Origin of the sequence: Streptomyces sp. NBRC 109706, from assembly GCF_000974485.1 — a bacterium.
Taxonomy (GTDB): domain Bacteria; phylum Actinomycetota; class Actinomycetes; order Streptomycetales; family Streptomycetaceae; genus Streptomyces.
Window position 1 is genome coordinate 625,177 of the sequence record NZ_BBOM01000004.1, and the last position, 20,083, is coordinate 645,259.

General features: G+C 69.5%; 19 protein-coding genes and 1 pseudogene. 9 read left to right on the plus strand and 11 right to left on the minus strand.

Annotated elements, in window-relative coordinates; translation table 11 throughout:
• Positions 1-63: 63 nt before the first annotated feature.
• From AOM46_RS02420 to AOM46_RS02435, 4 genes are all read left to right on the plus strand, one after another.
• Positions 64-1,569 carry a bifunctional cytidylyltransferase/SDR family oxidoreductase gene (locus AOM46_RS02420; protein WP_062204846.1) on the plus strand — a complete coding sequence of 502 codons (1,506 nt, stop codon included), beginning with the start codon at positions 64-66 and terminating at the stop codon, positions 1,567-1,569.
• A complete protein-coding gene (locus AOM46_RS02425; protein ID WP_062204851.1) occupies positions 1,566-3,620 on the plus strand; it encodes a hypothetical protein in 2,055 nt (684 codons plus the stop codon). The genes AOM46_RS02420 and AOM46_RS02425 overlap by 4 nt, the downstream gene beginning before the upstream one ends.
• Before the next feature lie 160 nt (positions 3,621-3,780).
• Entirely contained in the window at positions 3,781-6,510 is a 2,730-nt protein-coding gene (locus AOM46_RS02430) for a CDP-glycerol glycerophosphotransferase family protein (protein ID WP_078856480.1), read from the plus strand.
• Positions 6,511-6,539: 29 nt separating this feature from the next.
• A complete protein-coding gene (locus tag AOM46_RS02435) occupies positions 6,540-6,815 on the plus strand; it encodes a DUF6087 family protein (RefSeq protein ID WP_062204853.1) in 276 nt (91 codons plus the stop codon).
• A gap of 4 nt (positions 6,816-6,819) precedes the next feature.
• On the opposite strand, the gene AOM46_RS02440 is transcribed toward AOM46_RS02435, so the two are convergent.
• Entirely contained in the window at positions 6,820-7,974 is a 1,155-nt protein-coding gene (locus AOM46_RS02440) for an acyltransferase family protein (protein ID WP_062204855.1), read from the minus strand.
• A 126-nt stretch (positions 7,975-8,100) separates the two neighbouring features.
• Between AOM46_RS02440 and AOM46_RS02445 the strand changes: the two genes are divergently transcribed.
• Complete coding sequence (locus AOM46_RS02445; RefSeq protein WP_062204856.1) at positions 8,101-8,745, plus strand: alpha/beta family hydrolase; 645 nt, start codon at positions 8,101-8,103, stop codon at positions 8,743-8,745.
• 107 nt (positions 8,746-8,852) lie between these two features.
• Here AOM46_RS02445 and AOM46_RS02450 read toward each other — a convergent pair whose 3' ends face one another.
• The 9 genes and pseudogenes from AOM46_RS02450 to AOM46_RS02480 form a co-directional block, all read right to left on the minus strand.
• Positions 8,853-9,095, minus strand: a complete 243-nt coding sequence (locus tag AOM46_RS02450; protein WP_062204857.1) for a hypothetical protein — start codon at positions 9,093-9,095, stop codon at positions 8,853-8,855.
• Between the two features lie 30 nt (positions 9,096-9,125).
• Complete coding sequence (locus AOM46_RS02455; RefSeq protein ID WP_062204858.1) at positions 9,126-9,650, minus strand: hypothetical protein; 525 nt, start codon at positions 9,648-9,650, stop codon at positions 9,126-9,128.
• 101 nt (positions 9,651-9,751) lie between these two features.
• Entirely contained in the window at positions 9,752-10,360 is a 609-nt protein-coding gene (locus tag AOM46_RS02460; protein WP_370592638.1) for a DUF5753 domain-containing protein, read from the minus strand.
• Positions 10,361-10,375: 15 nt separating this feature from the next.
• Positions 10,376-10,588: pseudogene (locus tag AOM46_RS35970) on the minus strand (helix-turn-helix domain-containing protein); the annotation flags it as partial.
• Positions 10,564-11,097 carry a DUF6879 family protein gene (locus AOM46_RS02465; protein ID WP_062204864.1) on the minus strand — a complete coding sequence of 178 codons (534 nt, stop codon included), beginning with the start codon at positions 11,095-11,097 and terminating at the stop codon, positions 10,564-10,566. The pseudogene AOM46_RS35970 and the gene AOM46_RS02465, both read right to left, overlap by 25 nt.
• Positions 11,081-11,287 (minus strand): hypothetical protein, encoded by a 207-nt coding sequence (locus AOM46_RS35065; protein ID WP_078856398.1) that lies wholly within the window; start codon positions 11,285-11,287, stop codon positions 11,081-11,083. Before AOM46_RS35065 ends, AOM46_RS02465 begins: the two co-directional genes overlap by 17 nt.
• 474 nt (positions 11,288-11,761) lie before the next feature.
• Complete coding sequence (locus AOM46_RS02470; RefSeq protein ID WP_062204867.1) at positions 11,762-11,965, minus strand: DUF397 domain-containing protein; 204 nt, start codon at positions 11,963-11,965, stop codon at positions 11,762-11,764.
• A gap of 65 nt (positions 11,966-12,030) precedes the next feature.
• Entirely contained in the window at positions 12,031-12,234 is a 204-nt protein-coding gene (locus tag AOM46_RS02475) for a DUF397 domain-containing protein (protein WP_062204870.1), read from the minus strand.
• Positions 12,231-13,061, minus strand: a complete 831-nt coding sequence (locus tag AOM46_RS02480) for a helix-turn-helix transcriptional regulator (RefSeq protein ID WP_067225841.1) — start codon at positions 13,059-13,061, stop codon at positions 12,231-12,233. Before AOM46_RS02480 ends, AOM46_RS02475 begins: the two co-directional genes overlap by 4 nt.
• A 252-nt stretch (positions 13,062-13,313) precedes the next feature.
• On the opposite strand from AOM46_RS02480, the gene AOM46_RS02485 reads away from it, so the two are divergent.
• From AOM46_RS02485 to AOM46_RS02505, 4 genes are all read left to right on the plus strand, one after another.
• Positions 13,314-13,676 carry an ATP-binding protein gene (locus AOM46_RS02485; protein WP_062204875.1) on the plus strand — a complete coding sequence of 121 codons (363 nt, stop codon included), beginning with the start codon at positions 13,314-13,316 and terminating at the stop codon, positions 13,674-13,676.
• A gap of 400 nt (positions 13,677-14,076) precedes the next feature.
• On the plus strand, positions 14,077-14,430 hold the full coding sequence (locus tag AOM46_RS02495; RefSeq protein WP_062204880.1) for a hypothetical protein: 354 nt from the start codon (positions 14,077-14,079) through the stop codon (positions 14,428-14,430).
• A 33-nt stretch (positions 14,431-14,463) separates the two neighbouring features.
• Complete coding sequence (locus AOM46_RS02500) at positions 14,464-14,922, plus strand: NUDIX hydrolase (RefSeq protein WP_062204884.1); 459 nt, start codon at positions 14,464-14,466, stop codon at positions 14,920-14,922.
• 388 nt (positions 14,923-15,310) lie between these two features.
• On the plus strand, positions 15,311-17,620 hold the full coding sequence (locus AOM46_RS02505; RefSeq protein WP_062204887.1) for a beta-L-arabinofuranosidase domain-containing protein: 2,310 nt from the start codon (positions 15,311-15,313) through the stop codon (positions 17,618-17,620).
• Between the two features lie 21 nt (positions 17,621-17,641).
• Here AOM46_RS02505 and AOM46_RS02510 read toward each other — a convergent pair whose 3' ends face one another.
• Positions 17,642-19,714 carry a hypothetical protein gene (locus tag AOM46_RS02510; RefSeq protein ID WP_158920212.1) on the minus strand — a complete coding sequence of 691 codons (2,073 nt, stop codon included), beginning with the start codon at positions 19,712-19,714 and terminating at the stop codon, positions 17,642-17,644.
• Between the last annotated feature and the right edge of the window lie 369 nt (positions 19,715-20,083).

Consider the following 20,083-nt stretch of genomic DNA (forward strand, 5'->3'; position numbering starts at 1 on the left):
CGGGGGTTAACCTTCTCCTCGCGTAGGCGACACTTCTTGATACCGGCAGGAGCTTCCTTGACCATGCAACCCAAAGGGCCGTCCCCGCACACCACAGCGGTCGTTCTGGCCGGTGGTACGGGCCAGCGTGTGGGGCTTTCCATACCGAAGCAGCTGATCAAGGTCGCGGGTAAGGCCGTCATCGAGCACACCCTGGCCATCTTCGAGGAGGCCGACGACATCGACGATGTCATCGTGCTGATGGCCCCCGGGTACGCGCAGGACGTCGAGCGCATTGTCGCCAAGAGCGGGTTGACCAAGGTCAGTCGGGTCCTTGAGGGGGGCGCCACCCGGAACGAGACCACCCAGCTCGCCATCGCCGCGCTGGGCGAGGGCCTGGCCGAGGGCGAGGAGCGCCACGTCCTCTTCCACGACGCGGTGCGTCCGCTGCTCTCCCAGCGGGTGATCAGCGACTGCGTGCGCGCGCTGGAGCGCTACCAGGCGGTGGACGTGGCCATACCGTCCGCCGACACCATCATCGTCACCCGCACCCATGGCGAGGACGGCGAGTTCATCACCGACGTGCCGGACCGTTCGCGGCTGCGGCGCGGCCAGACGCCGCAGGCGTTCCGGCTCTCCACCATCCGCCGGGCCTACGAGGTCGCCGCCGACGACCCCAACTTCCAGGCCACCGACGACTGTTCCGTGGTCCTCAAGTACCTCCCCGACGTCCCGATCCATGTGGTGCCGGGCGACGAGTTCAACATGAAGGTCACCCAGCCGGTAGACGTCTTCCTCACCGACAAGCTCTTCCAGCTCGCCTCCACGGCCGCGCCCGCGCAGTCCGACGAGGCCGCGTACCGGGAGCGGCTGGCCGGCAAGACCGTGGTGGTCTTCGGCGGCTCGTACGGCATCGGCAAGGACATCGCCGACCTGGCCGCCAGCTACGGCGCCGCCGTCTACCCGCTGGGCCGCTCCACCACCGGCACCCATGTGGAGAACCCCAGGGACGTCGCCGAGGCGCTGGCCAAGGCGCACGCGGACACCGGCCGCATCGACTACGTGGTGAACACCGCCGGCGTGCTGCGCATCGGGAAGCTCGCCGAGACCGACGACGCCACCATCGAGGAGGCGCTGAAGGTCAACTACCTGGCCCCGGTGCGGATCGCCCGCGCCGCGCACCGCTATCTCGCCGAGTCCCAGGGCCAGTTGCTGCTCTACACCTCCAGCAGCTACACCAGGGGCCGCGCCGAGTACAGCCTGTACTCCTCGACCAAGGCCGCCATGGTCAACCTGACCCAGGCGCTGGCCGACGAATGGGCCGCCGACGGCGTCCGCGTCAACTGCGTCAACCCCGAGCGGACCGCGACCCCGATGCGGACCAAGGCGTTCGGCCAGGAGCCGGCCGGCACCCTGCTCTCCTCCGAGGCGGTCGCCCGCACCTCCCTCGACGTGCTGCTCTCCACCATGACCGGCCATGTCATAGACGTCCGCCAGCAGGACCCGACGGCCGACGCCAGCCAGGCCGGATCCTTCGAGCACGCCCTGGCCGCCGCCCTCAGCGCCGAGGCCGCCGGGGGGGTGGCATGACCCTCGGACTGTTGCGCCGGCTCGCCGGCGTGACGACCACCGCCGAACTCCTCGTCGCGGTGGTCGTGGTGTTCAGCTATCCGGCGATGCTGCTCACCGCCCTGCTGCCGACCACCGGCGGCTTTGTCGCCGCCGCCGCCCTCAGCTATCTGGGCGACCACTATCTGCACCGCAGGGGCAGCTATCTGCTGGTCCGCATGGGCAAGGCCAGGGTCGGCCTGACGGTCCGCTTCCTGCTCCGCCAGCTGCTGCTGGTGCTGCTGCTGGCCCGCACCGACTGGACCGGCGAGACCGTGACCCATGTCGCGGTCGTCGGGCTGCTGGCGTTCTACGCCCTGCAGATCCCGCACACCGCCCTGGTCACGGTGCTGCGCCGGAAGCGCAGGCTGCCGTTCGCCACCCGCAACATCGACCTCGGCTCGATGCCGGTGCCCGACGGCGCGCCCCGCTGGCTCACCCACCGCGCCGTGGAGAAGGTGCTGCACGCCGAGGTGCCGCTGTTCGCCGGTCTGCTGGTGACGGTCCTCACCGACAACACCACCTTCGGCTATGTCGGCGCGGTGGCCACCCCCGTGGTGGTCCTCCTCTATCTGCTGGTGCTGCTGCCCTACCTCCGCGCCGCCAAGCTGCCGCCGGACCCGGAGGCGGCGCTCGCCTGGTTCGACGGCTGGCTGCGGGAACACCAGCCGCGCACCGCGCTCTACTTCTCCGGCTCCAAGGAGTCCGTCTACCAGGCCGACATGTGGCTGGAGACCATGGAGCAGCTGGACACCAAGCCCCTGGTGATCCTCCGCGAACGGTCCATCCTCAGCCGGCTGGCCACCACCACGGTGCCGGTGGTGTGCGTGCCCAGCGCGGTGCACCTGATGAACATGGACCTCTCCACGCTGCGCGTCGGGCTCTACCCGGCCAACGTCGGGAAGAACCTCCACCTGCTGCGCGTGCCCACCATGAAGCATGTCTTCATCGGGCACGGCGACAGCGACAAGATCGCCAGCATCAACCCCTACGCCAAGGCCTACGACGAGGTGTGGAGCGCCGGCCGGGCCGGCCGCGACCGCTACGCGCTGGCCGATGTCGGGGTGCGGGACGAGGACATCGTGGAGGTGGGCCGCCCCCAGCTGGCGTCCATCCGCCCGGCGGGCGACCGCCCCGAAGGCCGCATCCCCACCGTTCTCTACGCCCCCACCTGGGAGGGCTGGACGGACGATCCGGGCAACACCTCGCTGCTGCTGGCCGGCGAGAACATCGTCCGCCGGCTGCTCGAATCCGAGAGCCCGGTGCGGGTGATCTACAAACCGCACCCGTTCACCGGCACCAGGGACCCGGCCGCCGGCGTCGTGCACCAGCGGATCGCGGCCATGATCGAGGCGGCGGCCGCGGCCCGCGCCGCCGACCCGCGCTGGGCCGCCGAGGCCGAGCGCACCGCGGCCGACCGGGCCGCCGCCCGCGCCGCGCTGCGCGCCGTCGAGGAGCGGGGCCGGGTGGGCCAGCCGCTGCTCGGCGCCGTCTGGGACGACGCCTCGGTCTCCAGGGACGCGCAGACGCCCCTCGACCAGGCGGCGATCGAGGAACGCGGCTTCGCCGAGTGGAACGACGCGTTCTGGCGCTCCCTCGGCTGGTGGGAACACCGGGTGATCACCGGCTCCGAGCCGCGTCTCTTCGACTGCTTCAACGAGTCGGACGCGCTGGTCTCGGACATCTCCAGCGTGGTCTCCGACTTCATCGCCAGCGGCAAGCCCTATGCCGTCACCGACTCCGCCGGGCTCGGCGCCGACGAGTTCCGCCGGCAGAACACCGCCGTGCGGGCCGCCGTCATCCTGTCCAACGACGCCGCTCAGCTCGACCAGCTGCTCGCCGCCGTGACCAGCGAGGGCGCCGACCCGCTGGCCAGGGACCGGCGCGAGCTGAAGCGCTATCTGCTGGGCCCCGACGAGCCCAGCTCGCTCCAGCGGTTCAACGAGGCGGTCAACGCGCTCGCCGCGCGGGCCGAGGCGCGGAACCAGAAGCTGGGCGAGACGGGGGCCGCGGCCGTGGTGACCGCCACCTGATCGCCTGACCCGTTGATCCCCTGGCCCCCCTGACCCCATGTGGCCGCCGCCGGTTGGCCCGCCCCCACAGCACCAAGGTTCACAGCAAGACGAGGAAGAGGCACGAGAATCCGTGGTCGCGAAGCCCGAAGAGATGATTCCGGAGGAACTCCGGCGGCGGATGCGGTTCCTGCCGGAGGCCACCGAGGCCGAGCGCGGGGAGTTCTTCGACGCGGTCGGCGAATTCCTGGCGGCTGAGGCGGGAAGGGCCGACAGGCTCGCCACGTTCCCGCCGGTCGCGCGGATCAAGTGGCATCTGGCGAAGGCGCGGCGCGCCGACGACCTGCTGGCGGTCCTGCGGTTCGAGCGGGAGAACCCGGCGGCGTTCCCGGTGCGCGGCCGGCTGCGGCCGTCCGTCGCGATCCCGGGCGTCAACACGGCCTCGCTGCCCTCCTCCGTGCCCCGGCTGCGGCTGCGCGAGATGCCCGTGCGGGCCAAGGCCACCGACGTGCTGTGGCGGGACGGTCGGCTGGTGCTGCGCGGCTTCGGCTATGTGGTCAACCTGCCGGACGGGTCGCACAGCCCGCTGCCCCGGCTCGCCTGGCTGCGCGCCAAGGGCGGCCGCCGGATACCGGTGAAGTTCCGCGCCGAGGAGGCCACCCGCGCCACCCGGGACTCCAAGCAGGCCCTGCACAACTACGACGACGCCGGCTTCGAGCTGGTGATCGACCCCAACAAGCTCAAGTCCAGGGGGCGTTGGCGCGCCGGCACCTGGGGCCTCACCCTGGCGCTGCCCCGCCCAGGCGGCTATGTGCCGGGCCATGTGGACCGCGTCGACGTCGGCTCGGCCGGCCACTCCCAGTCCCGTGACCTGGGCGACGGCGCCCGTCTGGTGGCCAGCTTTGTCGAGGGCCGCTTTCAGGTGCGGGTCGAGCTGCCGGAGGCGGAGATCACCGACCAGCGGGTGGTGGACGGCCACGCCCTGCGCCTCGGCCTGCGCTCCCCGGCCGCCGGCAAGCTGCCGACCAAGCTGCGGGTGGTGCGCAAGAACGCCAAGACGCCCACGAGTTACCCGCTGGTCCGGGCCGAGGGCGACGACAGCTGGTCCAGGTTCACGGCCGATATCCCGCTGGCCGACCTGTCGGTGGCCGAGGCGCCCGACGAGAAGACCATCGACTTCCTCACCCATATCGAGTTCGCCGACGGCACCGACCGCCGAGCCACCGTCCGCGAGGGCTTCGCCCCCGGCCGCCACACCCGCCCCGCCGGCCGCGAGATCGCGGTCACCACGGACGGGCCCGGCCTGCTCAAACTGCACGACCGCGCCCGGCAGGCCGTGGTCGACGCGATGCGCTGGAGCGGCGGCGCGCTCGTCCTCGAAGGCGAGTACGAGGGCCCAGGACACAGCAAGCACCTGGTGCTGCGGCACGGCGAGCGCTTCGAGGAGCATGTCCTTCCGCTGGACTGGTCGGACGGCCGCTTCGAGGCCCGGATCAAACCCGACAAGGTGACCACCTACGACGCGGTGCTGCCGCTGCGCGCCGGCCGCTGGTATCTCTGGCTGCGCGACAAGTCCGCCTGGGGCAACGGCGCCGACATCCCCGTCAAGCTGCGCGCCGATCTGATCGACGGCCTGCTGCCGCTGCGCAAACGGGTCGCCGGCCGCACCTACACCGTCAACCGCCGTTACTTCGACCGGCTGTTCCTCGGCTCGGGCCCGGTGCTCACCGCCGAGGAGCGCGGCGCCTACCGGCAGCGGCAGCTGCGGCAGGTCCTCACCCCGCAGTTCAAGCGCGAGCCGCTGCGCGAGGCGGTCTTCTACAACAGCTTCGGTGGCAAGCAGTTCTCCGACTCGCCCCGGGCGATCTACGAGGAGCTGGTCCGCCGGGGCGTCGAGGTCGAACACCTCTGGTCCGTCGCCGACGAACAGGTGGCGCTGCCCCCTGGCGTCCGCCCCATCGAATGGCACAGCACCGAGTGGTACGAGGCGCTGGCCCGCAGCCGCTATGTGGTGACCAACGTCGGCCTCGGCGACTGGTACGAGCGGCGCGAGGGGCAGTGCGTGGTGCAGACCTGGCACGGCACCCCGCTGAAGAAGATCGGCGCCGACCTGCTGGGCACCCCCAAGGCCAACCTGGCCTATATCGCCAGCCTGCCGCACCGCTTCCGCCAGTTCGACATCGTGGTCTCGCCCAACGCCTTCACCACCCCGATCATGCGGAACGCGTTCCGCTGCGAGGGCGAGGTCCTGGAGGCGGGCTATCCGCGCAACGACATCTTCCACCGGCCCGACCGGGAGAAGATCGCCCAACGGGTGCGCGCCACGCTGGGCATCCCCGAGGGCAAGAAAGTCGTCCTCTACGCCCCGACCTGGCGCGACGACCAGCGGCACACCGCGTCCAAGTTCAAGCTCGACCTCCAGGTCGACCTCACGGCGGCCCGCGAGGCGCTGAGCGACGACCACGTCTTCCTGTTCCGCAAGCACCCCAAGATCCTGGACGCCATCCCGGGCGCGGGACAGGGCTTCGTCTACGACGTCTCCGCCTACCCGGACATCGCCGAGCTGTACCTGATCACGGACGTCCTGATCACCGACTACTCCTCGGTGCTCTTCGACTTCGCCCACTCGGGCCGGCCGATGCTGTTCTTCACCTACGACCTGGAGCACTACCGCGACACCCTGCGCGGCTTCTACTTCGACTTCACCGAGAAGGCCCCCGGCCCGCTGATCAAGACCTCCCCCGAACTGGTCGCCGCCATCCGCGACATCGCGTCCGTGCGACGCGACTACGCGGCCAAGTACGCCCGCTTCGTCAAGGACTTCTGCGAACCATCCGACGGCCTGGCCACCAGCCGCGTCGTCGACCGCATGCTCCAAATCGCCAAGAACCACGAGCGGGGCGGCAGCTAGCCTGGCCGGCGGCCTGAGACCATTGGGCTATGGGAAAGCATCGCCGCCCCGGGCCGCCGAACCAGCCGTCGCGTGCCGTCCCACGCGTCGACGAGGCCGACCCGCTCGCCGCGTACCGCAGGCGGCGCCGGCCGCCGATGGATGTCCACCGCCGGCACCGCCCCGTCAATGGCGGTGCCGGTCATGTTCGGCCCGGTGAGGCTCGGGTGCTGGAGGAGTGGGACGGGTTCGCCTACCAGGTGGTTGGCACCGCCGCGGATCTCGCGGCGGCCCGGGAGTGGGTGAACACCCCGGGCCGCGGCTAGCACTCTAGGAGCGGGGCGTCGCGGTGTCGGGGTTCCGTTCGGGGGCGGTGGGGGCCCGGGCCGGCTCCGGCTTTTTGGGTGCTGTCAGTGCCTCGCGGCCGAAGAACCACTTCATCTGTGGCTCGACCAGCGGGCGCAGCAGCCGTTGCACCGGTGGGGCGCAGAGCAGCGAGATGCCCACGGCCGCGATCACCGTGGTGATCAGCAGCCCCGTCCAGATGTTCTGCATCGGCTCGGGGTCGTACCAGCCCCACTCAACCGAGCCACGGACCAGGAACCCGTGCAGCAGATAGCCGTAGAGGGTGCCGGCGCCCAACGCGGTGAACCAGGCGTGGCGGCCCGGCACCAGGGCCAGGAAGCAGGCCGTCAGCAGCACCGCGCAGCCGAACAGCGCCAGCGTCATCAGCACGCCCGTCCACCACGGTTCGCCCAACTCCTGGGCGCTGCCCCGGTGGTAGAGCCAGGCGTACTCCATGCGCGGCTCCGCCCAGTAGGCGACCAGCGCGGCGACGGCGAGGATCGGCACCGCCAGCAGCCGCGCCGCGCGGCGGCGCACCAGCTGGAAGTGCTCGGGGCGCAGCGTCAGACCCAGCACGAAGTACGGGAGGAACTGCACCACCCGCTGAAGCTGCAGGTCACTGCCCATGGTGGGGGACGCGGTGGCCACGGCGGCCAACAGCAGCGCCAGCGGCACCGGCCAGCGGACCGTCTTCCACAGCGGCACGGTCAGCCGCCAGATGAACAGCGCCACCAGGAACCACAGCAGCCAGCGCGGCTCGAACAGCGGCAGATAGTTGTTGTCGTTCTCGTCCAGGCGGCGCAGGAAGTAGGTGTAGGCGACCTGGAAGACCAGATAGGGCGCCAGCACCCCGGTGACCAGGCGTCTGACCCGGTCGGGCCGGCCGTCGAAGTTCCGCGAGAAGTAGCCGGCTATCAGGATGAACGCCGGCATGTGGAAGGCGTAGACAAACATGTAGAGCGAGGTGACCACGCGGGAGTCCGCGCGCAGCGGTTCCCAGGCGTGTCCGATCGCGACCAGCACGATGGCGAAGTACTTCGCGTTGTCGAAGAACGCGTCACGCTGCTTGGGCCGAGCGGTCTGGCGCGGCAGCCGCGCGGCGTGCTGACCGCGTTCCCTGGACGGCGTCGGGCCCGTCATGACGGCTCCTGCGTTTCGCTGAGACGAGTGGGGGGAGAGGAACAGCTCATTACCCCAGCACCCTAACGGCAGGCAGCCGCCCGGTGACCCGGGGGCGTCCACCCGGTGACGCGGCACACTGACCCCATGAGTGAGAAGACCCCACGACGGCAGACGGTTGCGACGCCGGGCGGCGACGCCCGCGTCCACTGGTACGAGGCGGACGCGCCGCGCGCCGTGCTGGCCCTGGGCCATGGCGCGGGCGGCGGCGTTGAGGCGCGGGACCTGGCGGCGCTGGCCGCGGCGCTGCCGGCTGCCGGTTTCACGGTGGCGCTGGTGGAGTCCCCCTGGCGGGTCGCCGGCAAGAAGGTCGCGCCGGCGCCGCGCACCCTGGACGCGGGCTGGCGCGCGGTGGCCCCGGCGCTGGCCGCGCCCGGCCTGCCGGTGGTGGCCGGCGGACGCAGCGCCGGCGCCCGCGTCGCCTGCCGCACGGCGGCCGAGACGGACGCGGTCGCGGTGCTCGCCCTGGCCTTCCCCCTCCACCCACCGGGCCGCCCAGAGAAGTCCCGGGCGGACGAACTCCCCCTGGGCGAACTACCGTTGCTCGTCGTCCAGGGCGGCAACGACCCCTTCGGCCGTCCGACGGAGTTCCCCACCGACGCCCCGGTGGTGGAGATCCCCGAAGCGGACCACTCCTTCGCGGTGCCGAAACGGTCCGAGCTGAGCCAGGACGAGGCGCTGCGCCTCCTGACGGAGGCCGTCACGGACTGGATCCCGGGGGTGGTTCCGTGAACCACCCACTGCTGAGCTCGGGGCCGGCCACGGACCAGCCCAGACCACGGAACGCCCCTGCCGGCTTCGGCAGGAGCGTTCGGCTGTCCGGTATACGCCGTCGGCGGTCAGCCGTCCTTCGGCGGGATGACGAAGCCTCGTGTCGGTCCCGAACCTGGTTGCCCCTTGGGGAACTTGGCGGCCACGGACGCTAGCGCGTCGGCGGTCACGTCCCGGCGCGTGGCCGGATCGGCCGTGTCGTACACGCGCCATGGCCCTGCCGTGTTCTCCGGGTCCTCCGGTGCGACTACTCCGGGGATGCCCAACTGCCTGAGCATGGCGTCCACCTGCCGGGCCTCGTCAGCGTCCACATTTCCGCCTTCCCTCGGGTGGTTGCCACCCTAATTACCACCGCCACCGCCACCGCCACAGCCTCCGCCACCGCCGTCACCGCCCGAGCAGTGCGAAGCACAATTGCCCGGATTGATCGGTCCACAACCGCCGGGCTTCGGCGTGTGGGAGCAGTTGGCCGCCACTGCGGTCAGCGCCTGGGGCGGGCTTGTCCACAGTTCGCTGTCCACCGTGTGTCCGGCCCGCTCGATGATGGCCACCGTGTACGTGAGCGCGTGTTGGTCGTGCCGCTCAGCGTCGGGCCGCTCGGGCCAGTGGTGCACGAACCGCCCCAGGCGTTCACACAGCTTGTCGTACAGGTTCGTATGCAGAATCAGAGCGTGCCACCCCTCGTCGACCACGTTGGAGGGGGTGATCTTGACGGTGGGGAACTGCGCGGCGGCATCCACGAACTTGAGTGCTTCCATCACGATCCGCTCAGCCGTATGCAGCGCCATGCCGGGGTTGTTGTCGACGACAGTCGCTACGACACCGCCGAACGCGCCAGGGGTGAGTAATGCCCGTACCTCGTGCATGCGTCGGTTCCTTCCTGTTGGGGTGTCTCGCCCTCGGTGAGATGTGATCGTCACTCGGGTCGGAGAAGGAATCTCGATCCATGCGCGTTGTCGACTAAAGATCATCGGCGGCAGTGTGCGGCCCAGGCGCCCAGGTACTCCCGGGCTTGCTCGCCGAAGAGCGCGTGTTCCTCATAGCTGGTGAAGCGACGGACAAGCTCCTGAACATCCTGACTCTCGCGGAAAACGATGGCTCCCAGGTCGAGTTCGGCGGTTGCCAGGCTCTCGTCGTAGATGGTGAACGTGTTCAATGCGCCCGAGGCGAAACGGACCTCCATGGGAATGACGCCGAGTCGGATATTCGGCTGGTAGGTCAGGGACGCCAAACGGTCGATCTGTATTGCCAGTTCGCCAGGTGGGACAAGCGGGTATCTGACGGCTTGTTCTGTCATGATGAACGTGAAGCGCTTTGAGCGGTCGAACAGGACTCTCTGCCGGTCCAGCTTCATCGCCACGGCTTTGGGCTGCTGCTCTGGTGGCGCCTGAGCCAGGCTGGCGCGGACATACTCGGGCGTGGCCAGAAGTCCCGTGATCATTGAGAGGAGAAAATATCGGAACGTCGTCGACGATGCTTCGAGACCGGCTAGCTGTGTCTGTTTCTTGTCGAGCCCCTTCCTGCGGAGCGCCCTGCCATCCTGCCATTCCGTCTGGGCGATGCGGGCCAGGGCCATCACCTCAGCTGCTATAGCGGGAGGAGTATCCAGGCATCGAAGGAGCTGTTCCACATCTAGAAGAGACGGACGAGCTTTATTGCTCTCAATTCTGCTGATCTTGGATTGAGACATGTTGCAGCGCGCGGCAAGCCGGACCCCTGAGAGTCCGGCTTCCTTACGAAGGTGCCTGAGGATTGCCGCCAGTTCGCGGCCACTCTGGTCTAGTCGAGCAGGGTCGATGGCCACCGTTTCACGTACTCTCCGAACGGCACCGACTCCGCAAGGGCGATGCGCTGGTACTCGATGTACGGCGCAGGATCACCCTCATGGAGTTGGCGATCGATCTGCGTGCCATCCTCCGCATAGTTCATGAGGACAACTTCTGCTCGGTCAAACAACCAGAAGTCCTGAATTCCGTCCAGCGGATTCGCGCAGTCTGTCACGTCGAGAATGCGAATGTCATCCCCCGCCAGCGAGTGAGCCTGGTAGTACATGAACTCGTAGCGCAGATAGTCCGTCAGGGGTCGCCTGACGATGTGAACCCGCCCCTTCTTCTTTCCTGCGGCCCGGATTCTCCGTAGACCCTCCGTGTAGCCGGAGGTGTAGCTGTGGGGGGAAATTCGATGTCCGGCAAGAAAGTCCCGGATGTCTCCATCCTCGCTGGGGACGCGATACCAGGGAAGGGTTTCGAGCCGCCATGCTTCCTGTCTGAAGCCCTGAACCTTGGCGGTCCAAGCGTCACCATCCAAGAGCACGTACGGCCTCCCTCAATACACTCTCGGGGATCTCCACGAGTCCTTCCCCTTCGGGGGGATCGAACGCCTTGGAAACGTCGCCCTGAACGACGAACGAGCCTCGCCCGGTCCGGTAGACGTTGGGACAGTCGTCGTTGTTGCAGTTCCCGTTCCCGTTACCGGTAAGGCGGGTCAGTTCCTCCCGTGTCATAGCTGAGAACCTCTCGCTCTGGCCCCGGTTGGGCTGATTGATCACGACGATACGAGGGCCAGGTGCGGCCGTCTATGCGGGGACGTGACGATGCACGTCATCGCATAAATTCGTTGCCTCGGCTGATCGGTGCGGAGGCAGGCGGCAGCGGTGGGCGGTCTACGTGGCGGGTGCGCGGCCGGGTTTCCGTGGCGTGCGGATGGCTGCGTGGGGGCTGGCTGGGAGGGGGAGGTCGCGGGGCGGGCGGGGGTTCGCCGTCGGTGGGGTGGTGGGGTGGTTGGGGTGGGTGCCGGTTGGGCGCGGGGACGCTTGGTGTTCTTGGGACGCCTTGCCGGTGGGGGTGCAGGCTGCGCGCACCCTGCTGCGCAGGGCCTCTCGCGGTGCCGCGCCTGTTTGAATCCGCACCGTTTCGTCGGGCTGCCGTCGGCGGGGACGGGAACGGCCCACGCCGCATGGGCGTGGGCCGGGTTGGGGTCAGTGCTTGAGGTGGTCGATGAAGGTCGACCAGGCGTGTGTCGGGAGGACGAGTGCGGGGCCGGGGTTCTTGCTGTCGCGGACGGGGATCGCGCCGGGGTAGCCGTCGGCGACCTCGACGCACTCCCCGTTGCCCGCGCTCCTGAGGGGTTTGCGCCAGGTGGCGTGGGCGAGGTCCCTGGCCTGGCTCGGTTCGGTGTGCATAGCTCCGACATCCTGTTCTTGACGATGCCGGCGTCTCGGAGACGCCGGCATCCTCGGTCAGTGGGTCAGTGCTTGAGGTGGTCGATGAAGGTCGACCAGGCGTGCGTCGGGAGGACGAGTGAGGGGCCGGGGTTCTTGCTGTCGCGGACGGGGATCGCGCCGGGGTAGCCGTCGGCGACCTCGACGCACTCCCCGTTGCCCTGACTCCTGAGAGGCTTGCGCCAGGTGGCGTGGGCCAGGTCCCTGGACTGGCCCGTTCCGCTGTTCATAGCTCGGACATCCTGTTCTTGATGAGTGCCAGCGTCTGGGAGACGCTGGCCGCGTTGGCTCGCAGGTTGTCGAACAGCAACTCGTAGCGCTCGCTGTCGCGGACATACGGATCGCTGTTGGACTCGACATACACCACGTCCGCGTCCTCCTGATGCTCGAACTGGAGGATGACGAACGGCCCCACCAGTGTCCCCGGATGGGCACCGTTGGAGAAGGGGATCACCTGGAGCAGGATGTTGGGTTGGCTCGCCAGCTCCAGCAGCCGGCCGAGCTGTTCCTTCATCACTTGGGGCCCGCCCACTACCCGGGCGATGGCCGACTCGTCGATCACGGCCCGAATCTGCACCGGGTTGGCCAGTTTGAGCAACTCCTGGCGCTGCAACCGCACATCGTGCCGCTGCTCGGCCGTGTCATCGCTCATCCCGGGCACGGTGGAGCGGTTGACCGCCTCCGCATAGCGGCTGGTCTGGAAGAGGCCAGGGACGACGGGCTGGTAGGTCAGGATGGTCCTGGCCTCCGTTTCGAGGCCGATATAGGTCGAGTAGGGGATGTCGGTGTAGAGCTGCCACCAGCCCTTCTTTCGCGCCTCCTTGGCCAGCTTGAGCAGCTTCTCCCGCTCCTCCCCCTGCACCTCGAAGAGGTCGAGGAACGCGGTCACATCGGCCAGCGTGGGCGCCCAGCGTCCCGTCTCCGTGCGGGACATCTTCGAGGCGGTCCAGTTCAACTTCTTTGCCACCTCGGCTGACTTGAGGTTGGCGTTCTCCCGAAGGCGCTTCAACTCTTGTCCCAGTCGGCGGCGTCGGACCACCGGGCTCGCAGTCGTCATGCCGGCAGTGTGCGACAAGAGCTGGCGGCTTGTCGACCCTAGCTGCAATTTCACTCTGGGGCGGTATTGCAATTCGAGTGCCCCTCGGGTCATTCTGTCTCACGACGCGGAGCGCTCGCACGGTTACGGGGCGTTCATCTCGTCTGCCCACCCATGCGCGCGTCGTGCGCCGGCTCCGGGAGGTGTCCAGTGGTCATCATTCCTCATCCCACCGCTGAACAGGGCGTCTAAACCTGGGAGTTAACGGCTCGGGTGCGGGAGATCGAGCGCTGGCGGGCGGTCGCGGCGGTTGTTGTGCAGCGGCTCGGTGGTGACGCTGAGGCAGTGGAGCTGGCGCGGCTTGGTGTGAGCGAGCTGCTGTGCAATGTCACCAAGCATGTGGCATACGACCCCCGCTGCAGACTGAGAATCACTCGTGAGGGTGAAATTGTTTGCGTCTCCGTGGACGACCACTCGCCTCAGGAGCCCAAGGCCGGTGTCGCCGACTGGAGTTCGGAGTCCGGGCGGGGCCTCTGGCTGCTGGGCGAGATGGTCCAGGAGTGGGGCTTTGCCCGCCGGGGGGAGGGGAAATCGGTCTGGCTCCGCTTCCCCGTCGCGAGCCGGGGCGCACGGTGAACGAGCCGGCCGGGGCACCCGTTGACTGGGAGCTCCTGCTTCCGGTGCCGGGCCGGAGGGAGGGTGACATCTGGGTGTCCGGGCCCTGTTGGTTCTTCTGCGGACATCGGGTCGCGAGCGTGCTGTGGATCGGGTGCGTCACCAGCGTGGGGGTCAACGCCCCGCTGTACGCGTGTCGGCCGTGCCTGGTGCAACTCCACGACATGGCCTGGGACTTCGCGGAGGCCGCCGAAATGACGCCGAGAGACGGGAACGGCCGGGCGTCGCCGCTCTACCGACCGGTGACGGCGACGGACAACCCGCCCGTCACCGGGCGGCGTCGGCGGGCGGCGCGTACCGCGTTCGGCGCCCGGCTGGCGCAAACGACAGCGAACCGCGAGACGAAGAGGGGGGATCCGGGATGACCGAGATCGTCAAGGGCGCGGACTGGGTGCTGACGGAGGAACGCGGACCGGGGGTGCCGGAGGGCATCTACGGAGTGGAGTGCATGACGTGCGAGGCCAAGTCCCCGCTCTTCGACGACGATCCACTCCCGATAGCGGTCTGGTGCATTCATCACACACAGGACAAACCGGATCACACGCTCTTCCTCGCCCGGACGGAGAGGCACTGGCGGGTCGTCCCCCGCCCCCATCCGCCGGCCACGCCGCCCGCGAACGACGGGGGCGGAATCGCAGGGCCGGTGTTCGTCGGGTTGATGTGCCTGCTCACCGCCCTGGCCGGGTTGCTGCCCGGACTCCAGTTAGTCAACTGACCTGTCAACCATCCAACTGATTAAAGGGAAGTCATGCATACGACGATCGTCCGCTCCAGCCTGCCCATCACCTTCCATATCCTGGCCACCACCCAGACCAACCATGTGCTGATGGTGCGCGGCTCGCACGAGGGAGTCGACGACGGCTGGGTGCTGCCTCATGGCCGGCTCCCCGACGGACGCTGCATGATCCTCACCGCCCGCGAACTTCTCATGGACTCCACCGGCTGTGACCGCGCCCTGTCCGAGGTCCTTGCCTTCGCCCCCACCACCGACGACAACGGACACCTCAACGGGCTCGCCTATGTCCTGAACGGCGGGGTCCTTCCCGATGTGCCGTCCAACGCGCCCAAGGACGGGTCGAGTTGGGTGCCGCTGCGGGAGCTGCACGAGCCGCCGGCCCTCTACCAGTACGCCATCGTCGCCGCCGGGCAGCGACGCATGCTTCCCCTTCTCGTCAACGGCGACCGCCCGGAGGCCACCTTCTGTTGAGCGGGAGGGCGGTTCGGCCGGCAAGCGGCACGGGTCCGCCGTTCGAGATACCGAAATTCCTAACCCGGTTTGACCCCGAATCTCCTGCCCGGTGTTCGTGATATCGAATCGCAGGGCTTTCGTTCGGGATTTCGGAGCGGCGTGGCGTCTTCGTCTGTCCCGTGCCGGCATTTCCGCGCGGGACAGACGAAGCGGGATGGACCTGTTAATTCATTGGAAACAGGGGATTGCCAACGCGCTGTGGCCACGTAAAAATGGTCTGCGCTCACCACGGCCGGGCCTGGCTCGTATGGAAGTTACCGCTTTTCAGTCCCCACTTTCGGCCTTCATCTGCCGAAAACCTGAGTTCGGAACCCGAGTCGAGACCCGAGCCGAAAAGAGTGCAGAGATGTCCTTCTCCCCGAGTCGGCGGCGGCTGCTGCAAGCCGCCGTCGCCACCGCCGCCGTGCCCGTCGTCGGTATCTCGTCCGCCCGCGCCACGGCCGCCGCCCCGGCCGCCCTCGTCGAGGCCGCCGCGTCGCCGTTTCCCCCGGGCCGCGTCCGGCTGACCGAGAGCCGTTGGCTGGACAACCAGAACCGGACGGCGGAGTACCTCCGCTTCGTCGATGTCGAGCGGCTTCTCTACAACTTCCGGGCCAACCACGGCCTGTCCACCGGTGGTGCCTCCCCCAACGGAGGGTGGGACGCGCCGGACTTCCCGTTCCGCACCCATATGCAGGGGCACTTCCTCAGTGCCTGGTCCTGGGCGCACGCCGCCACGGGGGACGACGTCTTCCGGCAGCGGGCGGAGACGATGGTGACCGGTCTCGCCGCCTGCCAGGCCAACAACGGGAGCGTCGGGTACCACGAGGGCTATCTGTGCGGCTATCCGGAGTCCGACTTCGACGCGTTGGAGGAGCGCACGCTCTCCAACGGCAACGTTCCGTACTACACGATCCACAAGACCCTGGCCGGTCTGCTGGACGTGTGGCGGCTGCTCGGCGTCGAGCAGGCGCGTGAGGTGGCGCTGGCGCTCGCCGGCTGGGTCGACTTCCGCACCGGGCGGCTCTCCGAACAGCAGCGTCAGGCCATGCTGGCCACCGAGTTCGGGGGCATGAACGACGTGCTGGCCGATCTCCACCAGGAGACCGGTGACGACCGCTGGTTGACGGTCGCCCGGCGCTTCGACCATGCCGCCGTCTTCGATCCGCTGGCCGCCGGACAGGACCAGCTCAGCGGATTGCACGCCAACACGCAGGTGCCCAAGTGGATCGGCGCGGTCAAGGAATATCAGGCCACCGGGGAGTCCCGTTATCTGGACATCGCCACCAACGCGTGGAACTTCACGGTCGGTGCCCACACCTATGCCATCGGCGGCAACAGCCAGGCCGAGCACTTCCGGCCGCCGAACGCCATCGCCGGCTATCTCGCCGAGGACGCCTGCGAGAGCTGCAACACCTTCAACATGCTCAAACTGACCAGGGACCTGTACGCCCTGGACCCGGACCGGGTGGAGCTGTTTGATTTCTACGAGCAGGCGTGGCTCAACCACATGATCGGGCAGCAGGACCCCTCCAGCGCCCATGGCCATGTCACGTATTTCACCCCGCTCAACCCGGGCGGCCGGCGGGGCGTCGGCCCCGCCTGGGGCGGCGGCACCTGGAGCACGGACTACGACAGCTTCTGGTGCTGCCAGGGCACCGGCATCGAGATGCACACCCGGCTGATGGACTCGGTGTACTTCCACACCGACGAGGCGCTGACCGTCAACCTGTTCGTGCCCTCGGTCCTCGACTGGTCCGAGCGGGGCGTCACCGTCACCCAGAGCACGTCCTTCCCCGTCGGCGACACGACCACGCTGGAGATCGCCGGCACCGGCGAGTGGTCGCTGCGGGTTCGGATACCCGGGTGGACGACGGGCGCCACCATCGGCGTCAACGGCGAGACGCAGGACGTGTCCACCACCCCCGGCACCTATGCCACCCTCACCCGCACCTGGTCGGACGGGGACACCGTCACCGTTCACCTGCCCATGGAGATCACCCTGCGGCCTGCCAACGACGACGGCGACGTGGCGGCCGTCGCCTACGGCCCCGTGGTGCTCTCCGGCGACTACGGCGACAGCGACCCGGGCGGCCTGCCGGCCCTGGAGGTCTCCTCGATCGCCAGGACGAGCCAGGACGCACTCGCCTTCACGGCGACCGCCGACGGCTCGTCCGTCTCCCTCGGCCCGTTCCACGACGCCCACCGCCACAACTACACCGTGTACTGGCGCACCGGCGGGCAGGGCGGCCCGTCGGCCGTCCGGCTGGTGAACGCCGCGAGCGGCCTGGTGCTGGGCATCGAGGGGATGTCGACGGCGGACGGTGCCCTGGCCGTCCAGTGGCACGACACCGGCACCGCCGACCATCGCTGGGAGATCCTTCCGCGCGGTGGCGAGGTCACCTTCCGCAACATCAACAGCGGCAAGGTGCTCGGGGTGCGCGACATGTCCGTCGCGGACGACGCCCCCGTGCTCCAGTGGTCCGACACCGGCACGGCGGACCACCGCTGGACCACCCTGGACCAGGGCGACGGCACCTACAAGATCCGCAATGCCAACAGCGGCAAGCTGCTCGGCGTTCTCGGCGGTTCGGCCGAGGCCGGCGCGCATGCCGTACAGGCGTCGGACGACGGGTCGCCCGACAACCTGTGGCGGATCGTGGACGGCGCGACCTGACCCGGAGCCGTGGGCACCGGCTCAGCGCACGCGCCGCGCGGTCGCCAGGGTGTGGAGGGTGTCGACCGCCTGTTGGAAGCGGGTTTGGGGCGGGGGGTCGGTGGGGCCGAGGAGGAAGGCGCGGAGGTCGTGGCGGGCCTTGGCGAGGCGGTCGCGGCGGGGGTCGACGACGGAGGCGAGGAGTTCGGGGAGTTCCCGCGCGTCGGGGCTGAGCACGGTCGCGGCGCGGACCGTGGGGTTGGCGGCGCGGAACTCCGCCTCGTCCAGGCCGCTGGTGTTGACCACGGCATAGGGCTTGACCCCGGCCAGGTAGTCGGCGACCACGCTGGACACGTCGGAGATCAGCAGGTCGACCTGGTTGAAGCAGCTGTACAGGTCCGGGCGCGGCCCGGTCAGCACGAGGTGGCCCTCCGGCGGCTGGGCCGCCCAGAACGCGGCCCGCCAGGCGCGGGCCGCCGCCGCCACGGCCTCGGCGCGGCCCGGGTCGGGCGCCGACTGCCACATCATCCGTTCCAGATCGTCGCAGGCCGGGCGGCCGCCGCCGGCGTTGGTCAGCTCGTCAAGTCGGGCCGTCCGCTTGGCCAGTTCGCGGGTGGTCTGGTCCTGGTGCGGGGCGCGGGTCGCGGCCAGCGCGCCGCGTTCGGCGACCGGGCCGCCGGCGCGGCGCAGCAGCGCAGCGCCGCGCCGGTCCGGCTCGGCGGCGGAGGCGGCGGCCGCCGCGCGGTGCGTCTCGGCGGCCTGGACCAGCGCCCTGATCCGGGCGTCGGCGGCGCCGGCCCTGGGGTCGACGGAGCCCGTCATCGGATGCGGTTTGTACAGGAGCCTGACCCGCCGGTCGGCCAGCAGGGCGCGGACCAGCTGTTCGCCGGCGAGCAGCACCGAGGTGTTGCCCGGATCGTCGGTCCAGCCCTCCCAGGTGGGGGCGTAGAGCACGGAGACGGGGCCGTCGGCGGGCGGCGGCCCGGTGTAGCTGTGGATGGGGGCGAGCTGGGGGCGGCCGACCTCGACGACGTCCCGGTCGTCGACCCCCACATCGGCCAGCGCGTAGCGTTCCCGCGCGGCGGGGCCCGCGACCCACACCTGGTCGTAGACCTTGGCGTACGGGTTGCAGCTGGAGAGCTTGTCGCTCTCGCCGTGGTTGACGAAGGCGTGCTTGATGGTGGGGATGCGCAGCACCTGGGACGTCTTGGGGGCGTTGGCCGGGTGGATCAGCACTCGGAGCGTGGAGTGCTCCAGCCGCATCAGATGGACGACCTTGGGCAGGCAGACGACGGGCAGTTCGGTGGGGGCCAGCTGTTGGACCATGGCCCGCTCCCGCAGCACCACCATGGTGTTGTTGGTCAGCGCGGCCATGGTGGAGAGCCACATGTTGGCCTGGTAGGCGGTGCCCGAGCCGCCGGAGAAGTACAGCCCGACCTGGGGTTTGTAGGAGTCCAACCAGCCCTGGAACCAGGTCAGTACCTCCTCCTCGCCCGGCGGTCGGCGCGCCGGCAGCAGCCAGCTGGCCAGGCGCAGCGCGCCGCCCGTGAAGAGCAGCAGCGAGACGCCGACGCCGAGCAGCCCCCAGGCGGCCCGCTCGGTGGCGACCGTCGCCAGCATGCCGACCGTGCCGGGCACGGCGAACAGCGGCATCCGGCGGTGGGCGCCGGTCAGCAGCCGGGGCGGGGCCGGGGTGAGCCGCAGCCCCGAGGTGTCGATATTGCGGGTGAGCACGGGCAGCGTGCGGGAGCGACGGACCAGCACCGCGACGGCGCGGGTGAGGAAGTGCGCGGCGTAGGACGCCAACAGGCCGGCGACCAGCAGCAGTCGGACGGCCGTCGACACCTCGGCGAGATGGGCCAGGCCCAGCACGATCAGCAGATCGCGGATGAGCTGCCGCACGGTCTCGTCGCAGCGCACCCGGGCCAGCGGCACCAGGGTGCTGGGCCACCAGCGGCGCAGCGCCAGATCGAGGGCGAGGCCGATGCCGCCGGCCAGGCACAGCAGTGGCCCGTTGGGGAGTTGGGCGCCCACCAACTGAGCGCAGAAGAGCAGCAGTAGCGCGCCAAGGGCGAGTCCTTGGACGCCACGGCGCAGCGTCGGTCCAGCAGCCACAGGAAGTCAGCTCCGGTTCGGGGCGGGGGGAGGGGGAGGGCGGATGCCCTGGCCTACGGAACGATGCGTCTATCGCAGAGAACGCGGGGAGTTGCCCGAAAGCGGGCGGAATTCACCCTTCCGGGTGGTGGGGTGAGGACGCCAGGAACGAAACGGCCGGGCACCGCCTCGGCGCGGTGGCATAGATTACGGTCGGCGGGCCGACCTGCTCCGTGACTCCGCCCGACGACGGGAACTCCCAGTTGGGACGGGGTCGGGGGACGGCCGGGCAGGGGGTCGACGGCGACCGAAGGGGCCGGGCGCGCTCAGGCGCGGTCGTTCCGGGCCCGGGATATCCGCCGGCGCGGCGCCGGGCCGGCCGACAGGTGC